This is a genomic window from Novosphingobium sp. FSW06-99 (assembly GCF_001519065.1).
Classification (GTDB): domain Bacteria; phylum Pseudomonadota; class Alphaproteobacteria; order Sphingomonadales; family Sphingomonadaceae; genus Novosphingobium.
This window is the reverse complement of the sequence record NZ_KQ954256.1, coordinates 17,839-36,720: the sequence shown is the minus strand read 5'-3', so window position 1 is coordinate 36,720 and position 18,882 is coordinate 17,839. Positions and strand designations below refer to the sequence as shown.

Below are 18,882 nucleotides of genomic sequence, written 5' to 3'. Positions count from 1 at the left end.
CTCCATCCCAGGGGCGCCTCGGCCCGTCGCGCCTTCGCGACCTGAATTGGTCTGACGCGGGCCTTGCGCCAGCACAACCAAGGGTAAATCCATATCAGAGGCGAATGTCACACCCCGGCAGCAGGATCTGCGGCGGTTTCGGGCGGGGTCCAGGTCATCGTGTTTTCAAAGCTGTCCTGCGCCTCGGCAAATGTCGAAAACAGCGTGAAACGACCGCTGTCGAGAACCCCGAAGACGGTGCAGTGATCGCGCACATAGCCGACGTCGTGCGAGACGATGATCATCGATCGGTCGTGGCGTTTCTGGAAAAGTTCATATTCGCACTTTCGGGTAAAGCGGGAATCGCCGACCGACGCGGCCTCGTCGATCAAAAAGCAGTCAAATTCGATGATCATCGACAGCGCGAACGCCAGTCTGGCCCGCATACCCGACGAATAGACTTTGACCGGTTCATCGAGATAAGTGCCCAGCTCGGCAAAATCCTCGACCGCTTCGACGTTTTTTCTGTAATCCGAATTGTAGATCCGGCTGATAAAGCGGACATTGTCGCGCCCGGTCAGCGATGACTGGAACGCACCGCCGAATGCCAGCGGCCAGGATACAGACATCGTGCGATCGATTCTGCCCGAAGTGGGTTCTTCGGCTTCGCTGATCAGCCGGATCAGCGATGATTTTCCTGCCCCGTTGCGGCCAAGGATGCCGAGTTTCTGGCCGAACTGCAGTTCGAAATCGACATCGCACAGGATCTGGCGCGGGCCGGTCCGGGTGGGATAGGATTTGCACAGGCGGATGGCCCGGATCGCGCGGACAGGTTGCGCCATGGCCGTTCAGTCGACCGCGACCAGGCGGCCCTTGATCGACAGAGTGATCAGGGCAAACAACATCATCACCACCGTTACCGCTGCAACATAGCCGATGTCGTAATGCGGATTGGCGTGCTTTCCGAAATAGCCGTCGCGGATGATCTCGACGCAATTGACCATCGGCAGGTACAGCGCCAGCGGCTGCACGCTCTTGGGCAGGGCATCGACCATGTAGGCCGCGCCCGACAGCGGAAATGTCAGATAGGAAATCGGGTGCCACAGTTTCTCGACGATCTCGTTGTTGATCGCCAGGGTGCCCATCGTCAGCGCCAGCGCCGTCCCGAACAGGCCCAGCGTCACCCAGCCGAAGATGACCTTCAGCAGGTCTTCGGGTGGATCGATCATGCCCAAATTCATGAACAGCAGCGTCAGGATCATGAACGAAATACTCGCCCCGCCGAATTCGAGCAGAAGGCGGCTCAGATAGATATCCAGCAGGCGGACATTGCGGTGATAGAGCAGCGACCGGTTGGGCTCGATCGCCGAGATGCACCGGCCCGGCATATTGCGCCACAGCAGCACGGTCGAATAGCCGGTCAGCGCAAAGGCGGTGATCGGGATCGCATTGCTGTGCGATTCGCGGGTCAGCGACCACAATGCGGTTACCCCCAGCGTGAACAGCATCGGTTCGACAAACAGCCACAGAAAACCGATGTTGTGGCGGCCATAGCGGGTGAGGATCTCGCGCATCAGCAGTGCGCCGATGACCCGGCGTTGCACGGCAAAGCCATCCGCCAGCGAGGGGTTCACCCGGCGCGGGTGCGGCAGGCCGGTCATGACCGGTGTTCCCTGACCCCGGCCAGCAGCATCGTCGCCACCCCCCAGACCACCAGACTGAACACCAATGTGGTCAGGATGCCGCGCAGGCGGCGCGGCTCGGTCGCTTTGTCGGGCAAGTTGGGTTCGACCACGCGTTCGACATAGCTCGACTGGTGCTGCGCCTCGTTTTCGGCGGTTTCCAGCGAGGCCAGCGCGGCACCAAGGCGTTTGGTGGCGAAATCGGCTTCGAGCGACAGGCGTTCGTATTCCTCGCCTGCCGCCGCCAGCGATTTGCGCTTGTTGCCCGCGGCCAGGCCCGATTGTTCGGCGATACGCGTCTCGATTTCATGAATGCGCGCATCGAGCGCGGGGATCTGGTCGCTTTGCGGGGCAACTGCGGCCAACTGGCGCCGGTCGCTGCGTGCCTCGATCAGTTCGTCCTGCAATTTCGAGACGAGTTCATACTGGATCGGCGCCTGCTTTTCGGGATCGACCACACCGGCAGTGTTGCGATAGCGCGCCAGCGCGCTGCCGGCGGCGCGCGCGGCGGCCTTGGCATCGAACGCTTCGTGTGCCGAACTGGCGATCAGGTCGCGGCGTGCGCGTTCGCTCATGGCGTTGACCGTCGTTTCGGCCAGGCGCAGCAGATGTTCGTTGATTGCCCGGGCATCGGCGGCGGTATAGGCCCGCACGGTCAGCTCTGAGATCCCCGCCGTGCTGTCGGTTTCGACTTGCACGTGCGACAGGTAATACTTGTAGAGATCCTCGAAACTGCCGGTCAGGCCCAGCGGATCGAACCGGTCGAGCCATGCAATGCCCGGGCGGTCATAGGCGCGGGCATAGGCCCGGTCGCGGTTGAGCGCGGCCAGTGCATCGCGCGACAGCAGATAGCTTTGCGCCGCCGCGCTTTCGGGCGTGCCGTGGTTGAGCGCGGCGTTGTTGAGCAACAGGCCGAGCGCGGTCGGTGTCGATTTATCCTGGCTGCGCACGATGAAGCGCGATTCCGAGATGTAGATATCGGACGCCAGCACGCCGAAATAGACGATCGCCACCAGTGTGGGCAGCACCACGCAGATCAGGAACAGCGGCCGCAGCCACCACGCGCGGGCATGGGCGGGCAAATCGGCAGGGGGTGCATTCATGGCAAAATCCGTCTGTGTGGCCGGTCTGCGTGGCGACATACCCGTGCTCGCCCTCAGGCCAAACACGTGTTGCATCTGGACCCGCGCCGTTTCGGCGGCATCTGTCCATTCGTCGCCAGAATGGGTTTTTTGACAGCGCCGCGCACGGCGATCCGCCGTGGCCATGCCGCTGCCGATCGTGCGTAACGCAGCCGTAACGGATCGATAGGTTTGCCGGTGGTCGCCGACAAACCGCTATGGCGGACCCCGGCGTGGATCGGCGCCAGGATATCCATCGGCAGGTTGGGCAGACATATGAACACCGCAGACAGGCCTTGCGCGGGCATGATCCGCATCGGCGCCGTGGCGGCGCTGGCAGTGTCGATCATGCTGGCGGGTTGTGGCGAATTCGGCCGGTCGGGGCCATACCAGAAAGCGGTCACCCGCGCGGCGGGCGCGCCACTGCAGGGCAGCCCGATCACCGTGGTCGAACTGACCAGCACGGCGGCCCGCCACGTGTTCGAGGTGGACCGCACGCAGAGCTTTGCCGAAGCATTTGGCGATATCGCCCCGGTCGGCACGGTGATCGGCAATGGCGACAGCATCGACATTGCGATCTGGGAGGCGCCGCCCGCCGCGCTGTTTGGCACGATCAGCCCGCTTGGCTCGGTCAATTCCGGCGTGCAGGCGGCACGCAGTGCAGGCCTGCCCGAACAGATGGTCGACGAGACCGGGCGCGTGTTCGTGCCGTTTGTCGGCAGCCTGGTGGTGGCCGGGCGCACTCCGCGCGATGTCGAACGCGAAGTGACCGAGCGGTTGCACGGCAAGGCCAACCATCCCCAGGTGATCGTGCGGATGACACACAATGCCCTGAAGAACGTGTCGGTGCTGGGCGATGTCAGCGGCGCCGGGCGGTTCAATATCACCCCGCACGGCGAACGCGTGCTTGATGCGCTGGCCTATGCCGGGGGCACCAAACAGCCGGTGACCAAGACGGTTTTGCAGATCACGCGCGGCACCAAAGTGGCGACGATGCCGCTCGATGCGGTGATCCGCGATCCGGCGCAGAATATCCGGCTGGCGTCCGACGATGTGGTGACCGCGCTGTTTCAGCCATGGACGTTCACCGTGCTGGGGGCGACGGGCAACAATGCCGAAGTGCCGTTCGAAGCGACCGGCCTGACGCTGGCGCAGGCGCTGGGCCGGGCCGGCGGGCTGGCCGATGCCCGCGCCGACATGCGCGGGATATTCCTGTTCCGGCTGGAACGCCCGGCGGCGCTCGATCCCGCGGTGGCGGCGGGCGCCAGGGCGCTTGCCGATGGGCGCGTACCGGTGATCTATCGGCTCGACCTGAGCGATCCGGCGGCGTTCTTTGTGGCGCAGGGCTTTCGCATCCGCGACCACGACGTGATCTATGTGTCGAACGCCCCGGGCGCCGATCTGCAGAAATTTGCCCAGACCGTGGCGAACCTGGCCTATGCCGGGATCGGCATCATCAATCAGGCGAAATAGCGCGGGCGCATCGGCCCTCGCCGCGCGGCCGGACCAGCGCGATCCGGATGCCGCGCGCAGCGCCCGGCAAGCCGGAACAGGCGCCGTCGTCAAATGTCACCGGTACAGCAATTTCGGCGCGGCGCGCCGATGCCGCCCCCCTTGGCAACGAACGCGCCAATCGCGTTGGTGGAGATCCAGCAGGGCACTCCGTCGGTGGGAATCCGTACCGATGCCGTGCAGCGAAAGGACCGGTACGAGGCACACGACAGTCGAGCGGCCACGGGCCCACGGCTGCTGGAAGCGCCCTCAGAGCTGCCGTAGCAGCCATCCAAGCGGCTCCCTGAAACCTGCCGGTGGTTCATTGGCCTGTGCTACGCGAACGAATGGATGGTTTTGGGCAACTTTTCAGTGCTACCGGTGGCCGCCTCGTCCCTCGCCCCGCAGTCACGGTGACCGCAAGTTAAGCGGCCTTCTGAAGCCCCGACGCTCCGTCCCGCGCAAGGGCGCGGATGGCCGCCGATCGGGCCTTGCATCGCTCGACATAGGCATCAAGCACGGCGCTGTCAGGAAAGGCAGCGCGGCCAAAGCCCAGCGCGCTGGCGATCAACACGTCGGTGGTGGAAAACCTGTCTCCCAGCACATAGGGGCATTGCGCCAGCCGCTCTTCCAGCCGCCGCAACACAGCAGCATGATCGCGCTGTTTGGCAGGCGAGCCCGCCAGCGCGCCGGACAAGGCAGCAAACATCGCCGGTTCCATCTCGCACCCATACCACGCCAGCCAGGTGCAATAGTCGCCGCGCCGGGCATCATCGAGCGCGGGGGCGAGACCGGCGGCCGGCAGCGCATCGCCCAAATAAAGCGCAATGCCCAAGGATTCGGTGATCAGCGCATCCTTATGCTCGATAGCAGGTACGCGCCGATCGGGGTGCGGATTGGTGGGGTCGGGATGGCCCTGCCCGGTCATCGGGCGGAAAATCGAGACAGGCTGAATCGTATAGGTCGCGCCCAGTTCCTCCAGCAACCAGACGATACGCGACGAGCGGGAATTTGGAGCGTGGTAAAGCGTAATCATGAAGGCAATCCTGTCCGGTGGTTGGGGGTGACACGAGCCTTGTACGAGACCCCTGCTGACAGCATGGTGTCAGCAGGGAGACCGCCCATGCGCCGCGCCGACAGATTGTTCCAGATCATCCAGATCCTGCGCCGTTCGACCCGGCCCGTCACCGCGCAGGACATGGCCCGCGAGTTGGAGGTCTCACCGCGCACCGTCTATCGCGACATTGCCGACCTCATCGGCCAGCGCGTTCCCCTGCGCGGCGAGGCCGGGTTCGGCTATATCCTCGACGACAGTTTCGACATGCCGCCGCTGATGCTGACACCCGAGGAGATCGAGGCGGCCGTGCTGGGCGCGCAATGGGTGGCCGGGCGCGGCGACCCGGCGCTGGCTGCCGCCGCGCGCGATCTGATTGCCAAGATCACCTCGGTGGTGCCCGAAAGGCTGCGGCCCTTCATCGTCCATTCCGCCACGGGCACGCCGCCCGGGCGAGTTCCGGCACCCGACGGGATCGATCTGGCCCGCACCCGGACGTGGATCCATGAAGGGCGCAAGCTGGCGATCACCTATCGGGACGAGGGCGGCAAGGTCAGCGATCGGGTCATCTGGCCGGTGCTGATCGGTTATTTCGAGACGGCGCAGATGTTGGCCGCCTGGTGCGAAACACGCCAGGACTTCCGCCATTTCCGCACCGACCGCATCGTGGAGGCCCGATTTCTCGACGAGCGCCACGGTCAGAGAGTGGGTGAGCTGAAGCTGCGCTGGAGGCGCAGTCAGCCGCGCCAAGGGAGGCCGCAGCCGGTTGACTGATGTCGCCTTGTTAGCCGTCATTCCCGGCCCCATACCGTATCGTCGAAAGCGGTCGTAGATTCATCGCCTGCCGATGGCGGCAAACGGGCCGGTTGCGGAATGGCTGGTTTCGGTCAGCCTTGTAGAGCTAACCGCCCTTCCCGAAGCGCGACTAATGGGTATACTGGCCCCGAAATTCCTGGCCCCGGAATTCAAAACGCATGGTTCGATTTGGCCGCAAAAGCTGCGGTGGCTGCTGTGTGGAGAGTTGATGGACACGGACCGAGGTGATTCATGAAAAATATTGCCATTACCTTTGAAAAGTTAGAGCTCATACAGGAGGGCAATCAGGGATTTATCGCGCGCATATTCTGGCCTGGAGTGCTTTTTGCGAACACTATATCTGTAATATTAATTTTCAGCATTGCATTATCATTGATCTATGGATATCATGTGAAGCTTGAATCTGAAGATAGTTTGCTAAATTTTGTTCGACTTTATCGAATATTATTTGGTGTTATCGCAATTTTGGCATTTACTCATTTATATCTTTATCCAGCAGCCGCGATCTGTTTTAAAAAGTCCGATAAAATATTAATATCTGATTCAATTGTAGATGTATTCGGAAATTATATTCAAAGAAGTTCTATCGAATCTATTAATTTAAAAGTCAATTTTGCCGGTATAGGAGTGCTTTTATTTAATTTAAATAATGGACAAGTCGTGAAACAAAATTTGGCATCTTGTCGAGGGCTTAGCTCGTCTAAATTATGATCACGTCTGCGGTTGATGATCACTGGTTATCGAAATTCCGGCGAAAAACTTTGAGTTTATACGTATAATTGCCCGGGGTCACAGCAATTAAGTGAAGTTCGCATCAAAATAGGACGAGCCTGGCGCGACAAAGTCCACAGAATCAATTATTTGGCACTGACGCGCCTGCGTAAGTGTCTGACTCGCAAGTCCGTTCAAGTATGTTAACCTTTTGAAATTCGACGAGTTAGCATTCGGATTGAAGCTATGGTGGCCCAAGCCGCTGAGCTTTCGATGGACTGCTCCCAGTCCTTTGCGAGCCGACGGCATCGACCGAGCCATGCGAATGTGCGTTCCACGACCCATCGCCTTGGGAGCACTTCGAAACCTTGCGCCTTGTCGGATCGCTTGATGGTTTCGAGGGTCCAGTCGCCGTTACCCCGCAATAATTCCGGGGCCAGAATAATTCCGGGGCCAGAGAATAATTCCGGGGCCAGAGAATAATTCCGGGGCCAGAGAATAATTCCGGGGCCAGTATACGGAATAGATGCTTGTGTCCGCTGTTGGGCTGCACCCACATGCCGGCAAGCGGCCGGAATTAGGGCGCATAGCTGATATGCCGGTACGCTGCCCGGAAGGTCGGCGATCCCGATTGGCGTTCCTGATAGGAGACTAACCGCTCATTCCCTCAAACCAGCCGCTCAATCACAGCGCACTTTGCTCACGCCCCCTGTGATGCGCCCGGCAGGTTTTGGCGCAGGGCGGCGCGGTCGGCGGGGATTATGCGGCGGATCAGGATGAAGGCGCGGTCGCGCAGGGCGCGGGCGGGGGCGAGGATGGTGTTGTCCCAGATTTTTTCCAGCCAGCCGGGGTTGTCGACGCCGGTCAGCACCTGGGCGGGAAAGGCGGCTTCGCCGGGTTTGTCGATCACTTTGCCGCGTACCCGGTTTGACACGTTGTTGCCGTGCACCACTTGCAGCCAGCCGGGGCCGCCTGCCAGTTGAACCAGCCGCATTTGCAGGGGCAGATCGTTGTGGCGGGTGGTCATGGTGGTGCGAAACAGCGGGGTGTCGGCTTCTACCATGTTGGTGAAGGCGCAACTGGGGTGGTAATGCAGGAACAGCCGCCGCCCGGTGCGCACCAGGCCCCAGGGTGCGTTCACCGCAAAGGTTTCGCCGCGCCATTCGCGCAAGGCGGCATCCTGCACCCGCGCGATATAGTCTGCCGCGACGCCGTCGTCGTTGTCGATGTTCGATGTCAGGATCAACCGGTCGGGCACCGGTGCGCCGATGGCGTCGCGCACCATGCGGGCCCAGCCGGCCGCATCGAACTGGCCCAGATACAGCGGCGTGAACGGGCGCACCTGTTGGCATTGGGCGATGCGTTCGCGCGCCCAGCCGGGCGTGCCTTCGTCAAACAGCACCAGCCAGATGAAATCCTGCTGCGTCTGCGCCGCGATCGTCGGCAGGCAATAGCGTTCGAACAAGTCGAACCGCCCCTCCAGCCAGCCGGGCGCCATGCGATAGGCATATTCGCGGCCAAACGTGATCAGGCTGAACCGGGTAATCACCACCTGAACAAGGCTGGGCATCGACACTCGCACCTTTGTCAGTCGCCCCGTGCCGGGCCAACGCGGTGTCTGGCAGTATCAAGATCGGCCCCGCCATGGCAACCCGAAACCGGGTGCGAAACCTATCCGTGTGCGGTGTGGGCCAGACGCAACAGACGTTCGACCAGCGCGTCGATTTCATCCAGCGGCACCGCGTTGGGGCCATCGGACAGCGCGTTGGCAGGGTCGGGGTGGGTTTCCATGAACAGGCCGCCCACACCCACCGCGACCGCCGCGCGCGCCAGCGGGGCGACATATTCGCGCTGCCCGCCCGAAGATCCGCCCATGCTGCCGGGCAATTGCACCGAATGGGTGGCATCGAACACCACCGGGCACCCGGTCGCGCGCATGTCGACCAGCGAACGCATGTCGACCACCAGATTGTGATAGCCAAAGCTGGTGCCGCGCTCGCACACCAGAAAGCGATCTTCGCCAAGCCCTGCCGCGCGCGCGGCGGCGCGCGCCTTGGCGATCACCTGGGTCATGTCGCCAGGCGCCATGAACTGCGCCTTCTTGATGTTGACCGGGCGCCCGCTGGCGGCGGCGGCGGCGATCAGATCGGTCTGGCGGGCCAGGAACGCCGGGGTCTGCAACACATCGACCACTTCGGCCACGGTGGCGACATGCGCGACATCGTGAATATCGGTCAGCACGGGAAGGCCGGTGCGGTCGCGCACTTTGGCCAGCACGGCCAGCCCTTCGTGCAGTCCGATCCCGCGAAAGCTGGTGTGCGCGCTGCGGTTGGCCTTGTCGAAACTGGCCTTGAACACCACGGGGATGGCCAGTCTGCGCGACAGGTGGGCCAGATGGTCGGCCACCGTCAGGCACAAGTCTTCGCTTTCGATCACGCAAGGCCCGGCGATCAGGAACGGGCGCGCCATGGTGCCCACAGTGTGGCCGACAAAATCCATCAATCGATCCCGAGTTCGGCCAGCACGCGCTCGATCAGCGGCACGTCGGCGGGGTTGTTGCATTCGATTGCATCCCACGCCGGGGCGGGGCACAGCGCGACGCCGATCGGCAGGCCGATCGCGCCGAACCGCAACTGTTCGAGCCCTTCCAGGTCTTCCAGCAGGGCCGGGGCCGCCGCGCGATAGGCGCGCAAGGCCTGCGGGCGATAGGCATAGACCCCCATGTGCAGATGAACGTGGTGCGCCTGCGCCATCAACCGCGCCGGCGCGATATGGGGGATGATGCGTTTGGAAAAATACAGCGCGCGGCCCTGCGCATCGAACACCACGGTGGTGCCGCCGACGCGGCCCGCCTGCTGATCGCGGACCAGCGCGGCCATCACGCCGGGCGTGCAGGGGGTGGCGGGGGTGGCCACGGGCAGCGCGTCATCCTGATCGATCCGTTCGATCAGGCGGGTGATCACGTGCCGGGGGGTCAGCGGGGCATCGCCTTGCAGGTTGATCACCAGATCGGGGTCCTGGTCCAGACTGTCGAGCACGGCGGCGCAGCGTTCGGTGCCGTTGCGGCAGGCGCCGGGCGTCATCACCACGTCGGCGCCAAACCCGCGCGCAGCATCGGCAATCGCTTCATCGTCGGTCGCCACCAGCACGCGGGCAATCCCCGGCACGCTGCGCGCGGTGCGCCAGGTGCGTTCGATCAGCGGCCGCGCATCGCCGCCCGCGCCGCGCAACGGCGCCAGTGGCTTGCCGGGAAAGCGGGTCGAGCCGTGGCGCGCGGGGATCACGATGATCCGTTGCGGATATATGTCGCCGGTCATCGGCGGGCCTGCGACAGGGCGGTGGCGCAGGGCGGTTCGTCGGCATCGGCGGGCGTGTCGCACCGCGCCAGATCGTGGATATGCAGCACGCCCACCGGGCGGTGCCGATCATCGCGGGCCACCACGAACAGCGCGGTGATTCGTGCCTCGGCCAGCAGAAGGCGCGCATCGCCGCTCAGCGTGCCGACCGGCACGGTGCGCGGATCGCGGGTCATCACGTCTTGCGCGCAGGCCTGGCCCAACCGGTCGATATGGCGGCGCAGATCGCCATCGGTGATCACCCCGGCCAGCCGGCCGGCGTGATCGACCACGCCTGCGATTCCCAGGCTCTTTTCGGTCATCACCCCCAGCACGTCGCGCATCGGCATGGCCAGCGGCACCAGCGGCAGCCGTGTGCCACCATGCATCACTTCTTCAACCGGCGTCAGCCGCGCGCCGATCGCGCCGCCGGGGTGCAGCATGCGGATGCCTTCGCGCGAAATGCCGCGCTGGCCCATCACCGTTACCGCCAGCGCATCGCCCAGCGCGATCATCATCGTGGTCGAAGTGGTCGGCGCGATATTGACCGGGCAGGCCTCGCGCGCATCGGGCAGCACCAGCGCGACATCGGCCCCTTTCGCCACTGGCGCCTGCGCGCGACCCGACATGCCGATGATGCGGCAGCCGAGCGCGCGGGCATGGCGCATGATCGGGCGCACTTCGGGGGTCGATCCCGAATTCGACAGCACCAGCAGCACATCGCCCGGCACCACCATGCCCAGATCGCCATGCGCCGCCTCTGCCGGGTGGAGAAACAACGCGGGCGTGCCGGTGGCCGCCAGGGTAGCGGCGATCTTGCGCGCGACATGGCCCGATTTGCCCATGCCGGTGGCCACCACCCGGCCCCGTGCCGCCAGGATCAGGCGCACCGCATCGGCAAATCTGTCATCAATCGCATCGGCCAGCCGTTGCAGCGCGTCGGCCTCGGTGCGGATCACCTGTTGGCCGCGCGTTACGAAATCGCGCGTCACAAAATCGCGCGTCCCAAAATCGCTCGTCACAAAATCGGTCGTGACGCCCTGGCGCGGCTGGCCGGTGGTGTGGAGCATCAAAGCCATTTTCCTGTTCCAGACGGAGCGCGCGCGCCGTGCAAGTCCCCCCGTAATCCTACCGAGTGGGCGGCAGGATTGCGTTTGCCCCGGCACTTTATCAGCGGCGGGTCGCGCATCATCCGAAACAGGCCCCATTTCCGATTGGTATGGGGCGCCGTGGTTTGTCGGCCCGCCGTGCTTGCGCTATGGCCTGGGCCGTGGCGCGCCGATCGCTTGCGGTTCGGGCGATGCCAGGGGAGAGCCTGCCGCCGTGCAATTGCGCCACTTGCGATATTTTGTGACCTTGGCCCGCATGCGCCATTTCGCGCGCGCGGCAGAGGCCTGCGGGGTGTCGCAGCCCACGCTGTCATCGGGGCTGGTCGCGCTGGAACAGGAATTCGGCCGCCGCCTGATCGATCGCGACCGCCGCTTTGTCGGCCTGACCCCGCATGGCGAGGCGATGCTGCCCTGGGCGCAGCAGATTCTGGGCGCGATGGGGGCAATGACGGCGGCGGTGGCGGAAACCCCGCTCGAAGGGCCGTTTACGCTGGCCGCAATTCCCGCCGCGCTGCCGCTGGTCGGGCGGTTTGGCGCGGCCTTGCTGGCGGCCAATCCCGATCTGGTGCTGTCGGTGCGATCAAGCACTTCGCGCGCGATCGAGCAGGCGCTGTCGGCGCTCGAAATCGATGCGGCGATCACTTATCTTGATCCCGAGCCGCCCGCCGGCATGAAGGGGGTGCCGCTGGCCACCGAAGACTACCTGTTTCTAACCCGGCGCGGCAGCCGGTTCGACGATCTGAACGCGATCACCTGGGACGATGCGGTGGCGCAGGATCTGTGCCTGCTCGACGAGACGATGCTCTATCGCCGCATGCTCGATCGCACGCTGGCCGCGCGCGGCCATGTGGTGCGGCCACGCGCCACGGCAGACAGCCATGTCGCGCTGTTTGCGCTGGTCGCTTCGGGTGCGTTTTGTGCCATTGTGCCCGACAGTTATGCGCATCTGCTGGCGGGGCTGGAATGGGCGCGGTTCCTGCCGCTCGATCCGCCCGAGGCGGTGCGGCGGGTCGGGCTGCTGGTGCTCGATCGCGATCCGGCACTGCCGCGTGCGCGCGCGGCGCTGGCTGCTGCGCGCGCTTTTATGATAGATGGTATCTATCAACCTTTGCCCCTTTCGATTTGACCCGAGTGGGTAGATCGTCGATGTTGCAAACCATGGCTATAAACCGCACCATGACCACGACCTCCGCCGCAATCGATGCCGAGATCGACCGCATTCTGGCCGCGCATGCGGGCCGCGAAGGCCCCTTGCTGCCGATTCTGCACGATATTCAGGCTGCACTGGGCTACGTGCCCGAAGGGGCCATCCCGGCAATTGCCGAGGCGCTGAATATCAGCCGCGCCGAAGTGCACGGGGTGATCAGTTTCTACCACGATTTCCACACGGCCCCGGCCACCCGCCCGGTGATCAAGCTGTGCCGCGCCGAAAGCTGCCAGGCCCGCGGGGTCGAGGCGCTGGCGGCGGGGCTGGTGGACGAGACACGCGTGAGCATAGAAACGGTCTATTGCCTGGGGCTGTGCAGTGTCGGGCCCAATGCGATGATCGGCGAAACGCTGCACGCGCGGCTCGATACGGCCAAACTGTCGGCGCTGGTGGAGCAAGTGGCATGAGCGTGACGGTACGGATCAGCGACGACGCGCTGGCACTGGCCTGTGGTGCAGACGCCGTCGCCGCCGCCTTTGCGCAGGCCGGGTGCACCGTCGAACGGGTGTCGAGCTGGGGCATGCACTGGCTCGAACCGCTGGCCGAAATCGACGGGCAGGGGTTTGGCCCGCTGACCCCGGCGGACGTGGCGGCGGTGCTCGCCGGCACCAGCGCGCTGGGCATCGGACGGATCGAGGCGCATCCGTTCATCGCGCGCCAACAGCGGTTTACCTTTGTGCGTGCCGGCAAGACCCGTCCGCTCAGCCTCGACGACTATGCCGCGACCGGCGGCTGGGCCGGGCTGGCCCGCGCGCGCGATCTGGGCGGCGAGGCGACGATTGCCGAAGTGACCCAGTCGGGCCTGCGCGGGCGCGGCGGGGCAGGCTTTCCCGCCGGGATCAAGTGGACCACCGTGGCCAAGGCCGCCGACCCGCGCAAATATATCGTGTGCAATGCCGATGAAGGCGACAGCGCGACGTTTGCCGACCGCATGGTGATGGAGGGCGATCCCTTCATGCTGATCGAAGGCATGGCGATCGCCGGGCTCGCAGTCGGCGCGCAGCAGGGTTATGTCTATATCCGCAGCGAATATCCCCATGCGATCGCCAAGATGCAGGCGGCGGCGCGGCTGGCGGCGGCGATCATTGCACCGTTCAGCGTTGAAGTGCGCGTGGGTGCGGGGGCCTATGTCTGCGGCGAGGAAACCTCGTTGCTCAACAGCCTGGAGGGCAAGCGCGGCGAAGTGCGCGCCAAACCGCCGCTGCCCGCGCTCGAAGGGCTGTTCGGCAAGCCGACGGTGGTCAACAATGTGCTGACGCTGGCGGCGGTGCCGTGGATTCTGGCGCATGGCGCATCGCGCTATGCCGCGGTCGGGTTTGGCCGGTCGCGCGGCACGATGCCGATCCAGATTGCGGGCAATGTGCGCCATGGCGGGCTGTTCGAGGTGGGCTTTGGCATTACCCTGGGCGAGCTGGTGATGGATATCGGCGGCGGCACCGCCAGCGGGCGCCCGGTCCGCGCGGTGCAGGTGGGCGGGCCGCTGGGCGCCTATCACACGCCCGAAGAATTCCATCTGGCGTTCGATTATGAAACGTTCGCCGCCGCCGACGGGTTGATCGGCCATGCCGGGCTGAGCGTGTTTGACGACACCGCCGACATGAGCGCGCTGGCGCGTTTCGCGATGTCGTTCTGCGCGGCGGAAAGCTGTGGCAAATGCACCCCGTGCCGGATCGGTTCGACGCGTGGGGTCGAAGTGCTCGACCGCATTCGCGCGCGCAGCGGGCGGCAGGTCGACGCGGTCGAAACGCTGCCGCAGATGCACAATGCGCGCAAGGCGGCGCGCTCGCTGACCGATGACATCGGCCTGCTCGAAGACTTGTGCGAAACGATGAAGTTCGGCTCGCTGTGCGCGCTGGGCGGGTTCACACCTTATCCGGTGCTGTCGGCCTTGCGCAATTTTCCCGAGGATTTCGGCCTGCCCGCGCCTGCGCAAGAGGCGGCGGAGTGATGCGCGTGCTGGGCGTTGTGCTGGCCGGTGGCCGCTCGCGTCGGTTCGGCAGCGACAAGGCGCTGGCCGAACTGGGCGGGCACACGTTGCTCGATCGCGCGGTGGCCACATTGGCGGCCCAGTGCGAGGCGGTGGTGGTGGCAGGGCGCGCGGAGGCACCGGCGTCGGTGGTGGCGGATCGTCCGCAGGCCGCTTTGGGCCCGCTCGGCGGGCTCAACGGCGCGCTTCACCATGCCGCCGCGCACGGGTTTGACGCGGTGCTGTCGATCCCGGTCGATGGCTTTGCCTTGCCGCCCGACCTGATCGGCGAACTGTCGCCCGCGCCTGCCATTGCGGGTGATGCGCCGGTAATCGGGCTGTGGCCTGTCGCCGTGCGCGATGCACTCGATGCGTTTCTGGCACAGGACGAGGTTCATGCCGTGCGCGCCTTTGCCGCACAGATCGGCGCGCGCGCGGTTACTTTGTCGCGCATGCCAGCCAATATCAACACTCCGGCGGATTTTGCCGCCCTGAAGGACAATGCCCATGGGCTATGAACCCCAGGCCGATTTCGGCACCCCCGCAGTTCACAGCGATACCACCGTCAGCTTGTCGATCGACGGGCGCGCGGTCAGCGTTCCGGCCGGCACCACCGTCATGCGCGCGGCGGCGCTGTCGGGCGGGGCGATCCCCAAATTGTGCGCCAGCGACAATCTCAAACAGTTCGGTTCATGCCGCCTGTGTCTGGTCGAGATCGACGGCATGCGCGGCACGCCCGCATCGTGCACCACGCTGGTGAATGAGGGCATGGTGGTGCACACCGAAACCGCCCGGCTGCAAAAGCTGCGCCGGGGGGTGATGGAACTGTATATTTCCGACCACCCGCTCGATTGCCTGACCTGCAGCGCCAACAACGATTGCGAATTGCAGGACATGGCCGCCAATGTCGGCCTGCGCGACGTGCGCTATGGCTATGACGGCGCCAACCATCTGGGCGAGGTGGCGGATACCTCGAACCCCTATTTCGATTTCGACCCGTCCAAATGCATTGCCTGTTCGCGCTGTGTGCGCGCCTGCGAGGAAGTGCAGGGGACTTTTGCGCTGACCATCGAGGGGCGCGGGTTTGGCTCGAAAGTCAGCGCGGGCGTGGCCAGCGACAATTTCATGAGTTCCGAATGCGTATCGTGCGGCGCCTGTGTGCAGGCCTGCCCGACCGCGACGCTGAACGAAAAGGCGGTCAAGGAGATCGGCAAGCCCGAACGGTCGGTGGTGACCACGTGCGCCTATTGCGGCGTTGGCTGCACCTTCCGCGCCGAAATGCGCGGCGAACAGGTGGTGCGCATGGTGCCGTGGAAGGACGGCAAGGCCAATCGCGGGCACAGTTGCGTCAAGGGCCGGTTCGCCTGGGGCTATGCGCGCCATCAGGACCGCATGACCAAACCGATGATCCGCGCGCATGTGACCGACCCCTGGCGCGAAGTGAGCTGGGAAGAGGCGCTGGGCCACGCGGCCAGCGAATTCAAGCGGATCGCCGCCAAATACGGCAACAACGCGCTGGGCGGCATCGTGTCGAGCCGCTGCACCAACGAGGAAGGTTTCCTCGTGCAGAAACTGGTGCGCGCAGGGTTTGGCACCAACAATGTCGATACCTGCGCGCGGGTGTGCCATTCGCCCACCGGGTATGGGCTGAAGAACACCTTTGGCACCTCTGCCGGCACGCAGGATTTCGACAGTGTCGAAGACAGCGACGTGATGCTGGTGATCGGCGCCAACCCCACCGACGGGCACCCGGTGTTTGCCAGCCGCATGAAAAAGCGGCTGCGGCAGGGGGCAAAGCTGATCGTGATCGATCCGCGCCGCACCGATATCGTGCGTTCGCCGCATATCGAGGCCGACTATCACTTGCCGTTGCGCCCCGGCACCAATGTCGCGGTGTTGACCGCGATGGCGCATGTGATCGTGACCGAAGGGCTGGTCGATGAAGCGTTCGTGCGCGAACGGTGCGACATGGATGAATTCGGCGACTGGGTGGAATTCGTGTCCGACCCGCGACACAGCCCCGAATTCCTGGCGCCGGTGATCGGCGTGGAGGCCGAACTGGTGCGCGGCGCGGCGCGGTTGTTTGCCACCGGCGGCAATGGCGCGATCTATTACGGGCTGGGCGTGACCGAACACAGCCAGGGTTCGTCGACAGTGATGGCGATTGCCAACCTGGCGATGGCGACGGGCAATATCGGGCGGCGCGGCGTGGGCGTGAACCCGCTGCGCGGGCAGAACAATGTGCAGGGCGCCTGCGACATGGGCTCGTTCCCGCATGAATTGTCGGGCTATCGCCACGTCTCCGACCCAGACGCGCGCGCGCTGTTCGAGGCCGAATGGGGCGTGCGGATCGATCCCGAACCGGGTCTGCGCATTCCCAACATGCTCGATGCGGCGGTCGATGGCCTGTTCAAGGGGCTCTATATCCAGGGCGAGGACATCGTGCAGTCCGACCCCGACACCAAACATGTCGTGGCCGGGCTGGAAGCGATGGAATGCGTGATCGTGCAGGATATCTTCCTGAACGAAACCGCCAACTATGCGCATATCTTCCTGCCCGGATCGACGTTCCTGGAAAAGAACGGCACCTTCACCAACGCCGAACGCCGCATCCAGCCGGTGCGCAAGGTGATGGAACCGCTGAACGGATACGAAGACTGGGAAGTCACCCAGTTGCTGGCGCGGGCGCTGGGGCTGGACTGGAACTATGCCCATCCGTCGCAGATCATGGATGAAATCGCCCGGCTTACGCCGACGTTTGCAGGCGTCAGTTTTGACCGACTGGACCGGGAAGGCTCGCTGCAATGGCCGGTCAACGCCGCGTTCCCCGATGGCGCGCCGATCATGCATGTCGATGGCTTTGTGCGCGGCAAGGGCAAATTCGTGGTGACCGAATATATCCCGACCGACGAACGCACCGGGCCGCGATACCCGCTGCTGCTGACGACCGGGCGCATCCTGTCGCAATACAACGTCGGCGCGCAGACCCGGCGCACCGAAAACACCGCATGGCATCCCGAAGACTTGCTCGAAATCCACCCGTCGGATGCCGACAACCGGGGCATCCGCAGCGGCGACTGGGTGCGGCTGGCCAGCCGCGCGGGCGAGACCACCTTGCGCGCGACGGTGACCGACCGGGTGGCGCCGGGCGTGGTCTATACCACGTTCCACCACCCCACCACCCAGGCCAACGTGATCACCACCGACAATTCCGACTGGGCCACCAATTGCCCCGAATACAAAGTGACGGCGGTGCAGATCACCCCCTCGAACGGGCCGAGCCAGTGGCAGCTTGACTATGAAGCGCAGGCCGGTCTGTCGCGGCGCATCGCTGTCGAGGCGGCGGAATGACCGGCGTGGCCCACCATGTCGACACCACCGCCAAGCTGGTGACGATGATCAACCAGATCGCGCGCAACCTGGTTCATGACAAGGACCAGGTCGCCGCGGTGGCCGACCATGTCCACGCGTTCTGGTCGATGCGCATGCAGGAACAGTTGCTGGCGCATGGGCCCGACGGGCTCGATGCGGTGGCGATCGCCGCGCTCGAACGGCTGGCGCTGGGGGCATCTTCGCCCAATCGCAACCGCGCTGCGGATGTGCTGGACAATGGTTGCGATGCCGGTTGACGGCGCACGCGAAAGCCCGGTCACCGAATATTTTGCCAATGGCGCCGATCCGCGCGCGCTGACCCGCGCGCTGGTCGAGGAAGCGCCGGTGGCGATCGAGATAAACGGCATCGGCTATGCCGTGATGATGGCGACCCCCGCCGATCTGACCGACTATGCGCTGGGGTTCTGCCTGTCCGAACAACTGATCGGGCGGGCCGGCGAATTTGTTGCCGCCGATGCCTTTGCGGTGCCCGACGGCGGCTGGATGCTGCGGGTTACGCTCGACGCGCCTGCTGCCGGGCCACTGATCGAGCGCGCGCGCCTGCGGCTGGCCGAGGGTAGTTGCGGTCTGTGCGGGATCGAAAGCCTGGAACAAGTGCTGCGCCCGCTGGTCCCGGTGTCGGCGCGGCTGGATGTGGCCAAGGCGGCGGTGTTCCGCGCGGTGGCGGCGCTGGGCGATCATCAGACGCTGGGGCGCATCACCCGCGCTGCGCATGCGGCGGCGTTCTGCGATCCCGATGGCACCATCCGCATGGTGCGCGAAGATGTCGGGCGACACAATGCGTTCGACAAGCTGATCGGGGCGTTGGCCCGTGCCGGGATTGACCCGGCCACCGGGTTTGTCGTGCTGACCGCGCGCTGCAGTTTCGAACTGGTGCAAAAGGCGGTGATCGCCAATGTGCCGGTGCTGGCGACGATTTCGGCGGCTTCGACGATGGCGGTTGATCAGGCGCGCGCCCACGGCCTGACGCTGTTGAGCCTGGCGCGCGAGGACAGCCTGCTCGAAACCTGATAGTACT

18 protein-coding genes and 1 pseudogene are annotated in these 18,882 nt (G+C 64.6%); 10 read left to right on the top strand and 9 right to left on the bottom strand.

What is annotated here, in order from left to right:
* Positions 1-107: 107 nt before the first annotated feature.
* The 3 genes from AQZ49_RS10975 to AQZ49_RS10965 are packed head-to-tail and all read right to left on the bottom strand — an operon-like array spanning position 108 to position 2,764.
* On the bottom strand, positions 108-821 hold the full coding sequence (locus AQZ49_RS10975; RefSeq protein ID WP_067615519.1) for an ABC transporter ATP-binding protein: 714 nt from the start codon (positions 819-821) through the stop codon (positions 108-110).
* Between the two features lie 6 nt (positions 822-827).
* Positions 828-1,640 (bottom strand): ABC transporter permease, encoded by an 813-nt coding sequence (locus tag AQZ49_RS10970; RefSeq protein ID WP_067615516.1) that lies wholly within the window; start codon positions 1,638-1,640, stop codon positions 828-830.
* Positions 1,637-2,764, bottom strand: a complete 1,128-nt coding sequence (locus AQZ49_RS10965; protein WP_082701716.1) for a KpsE/RkpR family capsule polysaccharide export protein — start codon at positions 2,762-2,764, stop codon at positions 1,637-1,639. The genes AQZ49_RS10970 and AQZ49_RS10965 overlap by 4 nt, the downstream gene beginning before the upstream one ends.
* A 324-nt stretch (positions 2,765-3,088) precedes the next feature.
* Here AQZ49_RS10965 and AQZ49_RS10955 point away from each other — a divergent pair, with 324 nt between their 5' ends.
* A complete protein-coding gene (locus AQZ49_RS10955; RefSeq protein WP_067615513.1) occupies positions 3,089-4,255 on the top strand; it encodes a polysaccharide biosynthesis/export family protein in 1,167 nt (388 codons plus the stop codon).
* A gap of 442 nt (positions 4,256-4,697) precedes the next feature.
* Here AQZ49_RS10955 and AQZ49_RS10950 read toward each other — a convergent pair whose 3' ends face one another.
* The gene (locus tag AQZ49_RS10950; RefSeq protein WP_067615511.1) at positions 4,698-5,309 is read right to left on the bottom strand and encodes a glutathione S-transferase family protein; all 612 of its coding nucleotides are present in this window, start codon (positions 5,307-5,309) and stop codon (positions 4,698-4,700) included.
* A gap of 87 nt (positions 5,310-5,396) precedes the next feature.
* On the opposite strand from AQZ49_RS10950, the gene AQZ49_RS10945 reads away from it, so the two are divergent.
* Positions 5,397-6,101 (top strand): helix-turn-helix transcriptional regulator, encoded by a 705-nt coding sequence (locus tag AQZ49_RS10945; protein ID WP_067615509.1) that lies wholly within the window; start codon positions 5,397-5,399, stop codon positions 6,099-6,101.
* 273 nt (positions 6,102-6,374) lie between these two features.
* Positions 6,375-6,854 carry a hypothetical protein gene (locus AQZ49_RS22300; protein WP_156428258.1) on the top strand — a complete coding sequence of 160 codons (480 nt, stop codon included), beginning with the start codon at positions 6,375-6,377 and terminating at the stop codon, positions 6,852-6,854.
* 203 nt (positions 6,855-7,057) lie between these two features.
* Here AQZ49_RS22300 and AQZ49_RS21840 read toward each other — a convergent pair.
* The 5 genes and pseudogenes from AQZ49_RS21840 to AQZ49_RS10925 form a co-directional block, all read right to left on the bottom strand.
* Positions 7,058-7,279, bottom strand: a pseudogene (locus AQZ49_RS21840) (transposase); the annotation flags it as partial.
* A gap of 275 nt (positions 7,280-7,554) precedes the next feature.
* Positions 7,555-8,424: a glycosyltransferase gene (locus AQZ49_RS10940; protein ID WP_156428257.1), complete on the bottom strand. Its 870-nt coding sequence runs from the start codon at positions 8,422-8,424 to the stop codon at positions 7,555-7,557.
* Positions 8,425-8,525: 101 nt separating this feature from the next.
* Positions 8,526-9,353 (bottom strand): 3-deoxy-8-phosphooctulonate synthase, encoded by an 828-nt coding sequence (gene kdsA, locus AQZ49_RS10935; protein ID WP_067615505.1) that lies wholly within the window; start codon positions 9,351-9,353, stop codon positions 8,526-8,528.
* On the bottom strand, positions 9,353-10,171 hold the full coding sequence (locus AQZ49_RS10930; protein ID WP_067615503.1) for a 3-deoxy-manno-octulosonate cytidylyltransferase: 819 nt from the start codon (positions 10,169-10,171) through the stop codon (positions 9,353-9,355). The genes kdsA and AQZ49_RS10930 overlap by 1 nt, the downstream gene beginning before the upstream one ends.
* Positions 10,168-11,268, bottom strand: coding sequence for a KpsF/GutQ family sugar-phosphate isomerase (locus AQZ49_RS10925; protein ID WP_231739196.1), 1,101 nt, complete (start codon positions 11,266-11,268; stop codon positions 10,168-10,170). The genes AQZ49_RS10930 and AQZ49_RS10925 overlap by 4 nt, the downstream gene beginning before the upstream one ends.
* 172 nt (positions 11,269-11,440) lie before the next feature.
* Between AQZ49_RS10925 and AQZ49_RS10920 the strand changes: the two genes are divergently transcribed.
* Genes AQZ49_RS10920 through fdhD form a run of 7 tightly spaced genes read left to right on the top strand, consistent with a single transcriptional unit; the run spans position 11,441 to position 18,875 of the window.
* Positions 11,441-12,424, top strand: a complete 984-nt coding sequence (locus AQZ49_RS10920; protein WP_369819113.1) for a LysR family transcriptional regulator — start codon at positions 11,441-11,443, stop codon at positions 12,422-12,424.
* A 50-nt stretch (positions 12,425-12,474) separates the two neighbouring features.
* On the top strand, positions 12,475-12,912 hold the full coding sequence (locus tag AQZ49_RS10915) for an NAD(P)H-dependent oxidoreductase subunit E (protein WP_067616044.1): 438 nt from the start codon (positions 12,475-12,477) through the stop codon (positions 12,910-12,912).
* Positions 12,909-14,453 (top strand): NADH-ubiquinone oxidoreductase-F iron-sulfur binding region domain-containing protein, encoded by a 1,545-nt coding sequence (locus AQZ49_RS10910; protein WP_067615501.1) that lies wholly within the window; start codon positions 12,909-12,911, stop codon positions 14,451-14,453. Before AQZ49_RS10915 ends, AQZ49_RS10910 begins: the two co-directional genes overlap by 4 nt.
* Positions 14,453-14,989 carry a molybdenum cofactor guanylyltransferase gene (locus tag AQZ49_RS10905; RefSeq protein ID WP_067616046.1) on the top strand — a complete coding sequence of 179 codons (537 nt, stop codon included), beginning with the start codon at positions 14,453-14,455 and terminating at the stop codon, positions 14,987-14,989. The genes AQZ49_RS10910 and AQZ49_RS10905 overlap by 1 nt, the downstream gene beginning before the upstream one ends.
* Positions 14,979-17,822, top strand: a complete 2,844-nt coding sequence (fdhF, locus tag AQZ49_RS10900) for a formate dehydrogenase subunit alpha (protein ID WP_067615499.1) — start codon at positions 14,979-14,981, stop codon at positions 17,820-17,822. The genes AQZ49_RS10905 and fdhF overlap by 11 nt, the downstream gene beginning before the upstream one ends.
* Positions 17,819-18,100, top strand: coding sequence for a formate dehydrogenase subunit delta (locus AQZ49_RS10895; protein WP_067615497.1), 282 nt, complete (start codon positions 17,819-17,821; stop codon positions 18,098-18,100). Before fdhF ends, AQZ49_RS10895 begins: the two co-directional genes overlap by 4 nt.
* Entirely contained in the window at positions 18,090-18,875 is a 786-nt protein-coding gene (fdhD, locus tag AQZ49_RS10890; RefSeq protein ID WP_231739195.1) for a formate dehydrogenase accessory sulfurtransferase FdhD, read from the top strand. The genes AQZ49_RS10895 and fdhD overlap by 11 nt, the downstream gene beginning before the upstream one ends.
* Positions 18,876-18,882 lie beyond the last annotated feature (7 nt).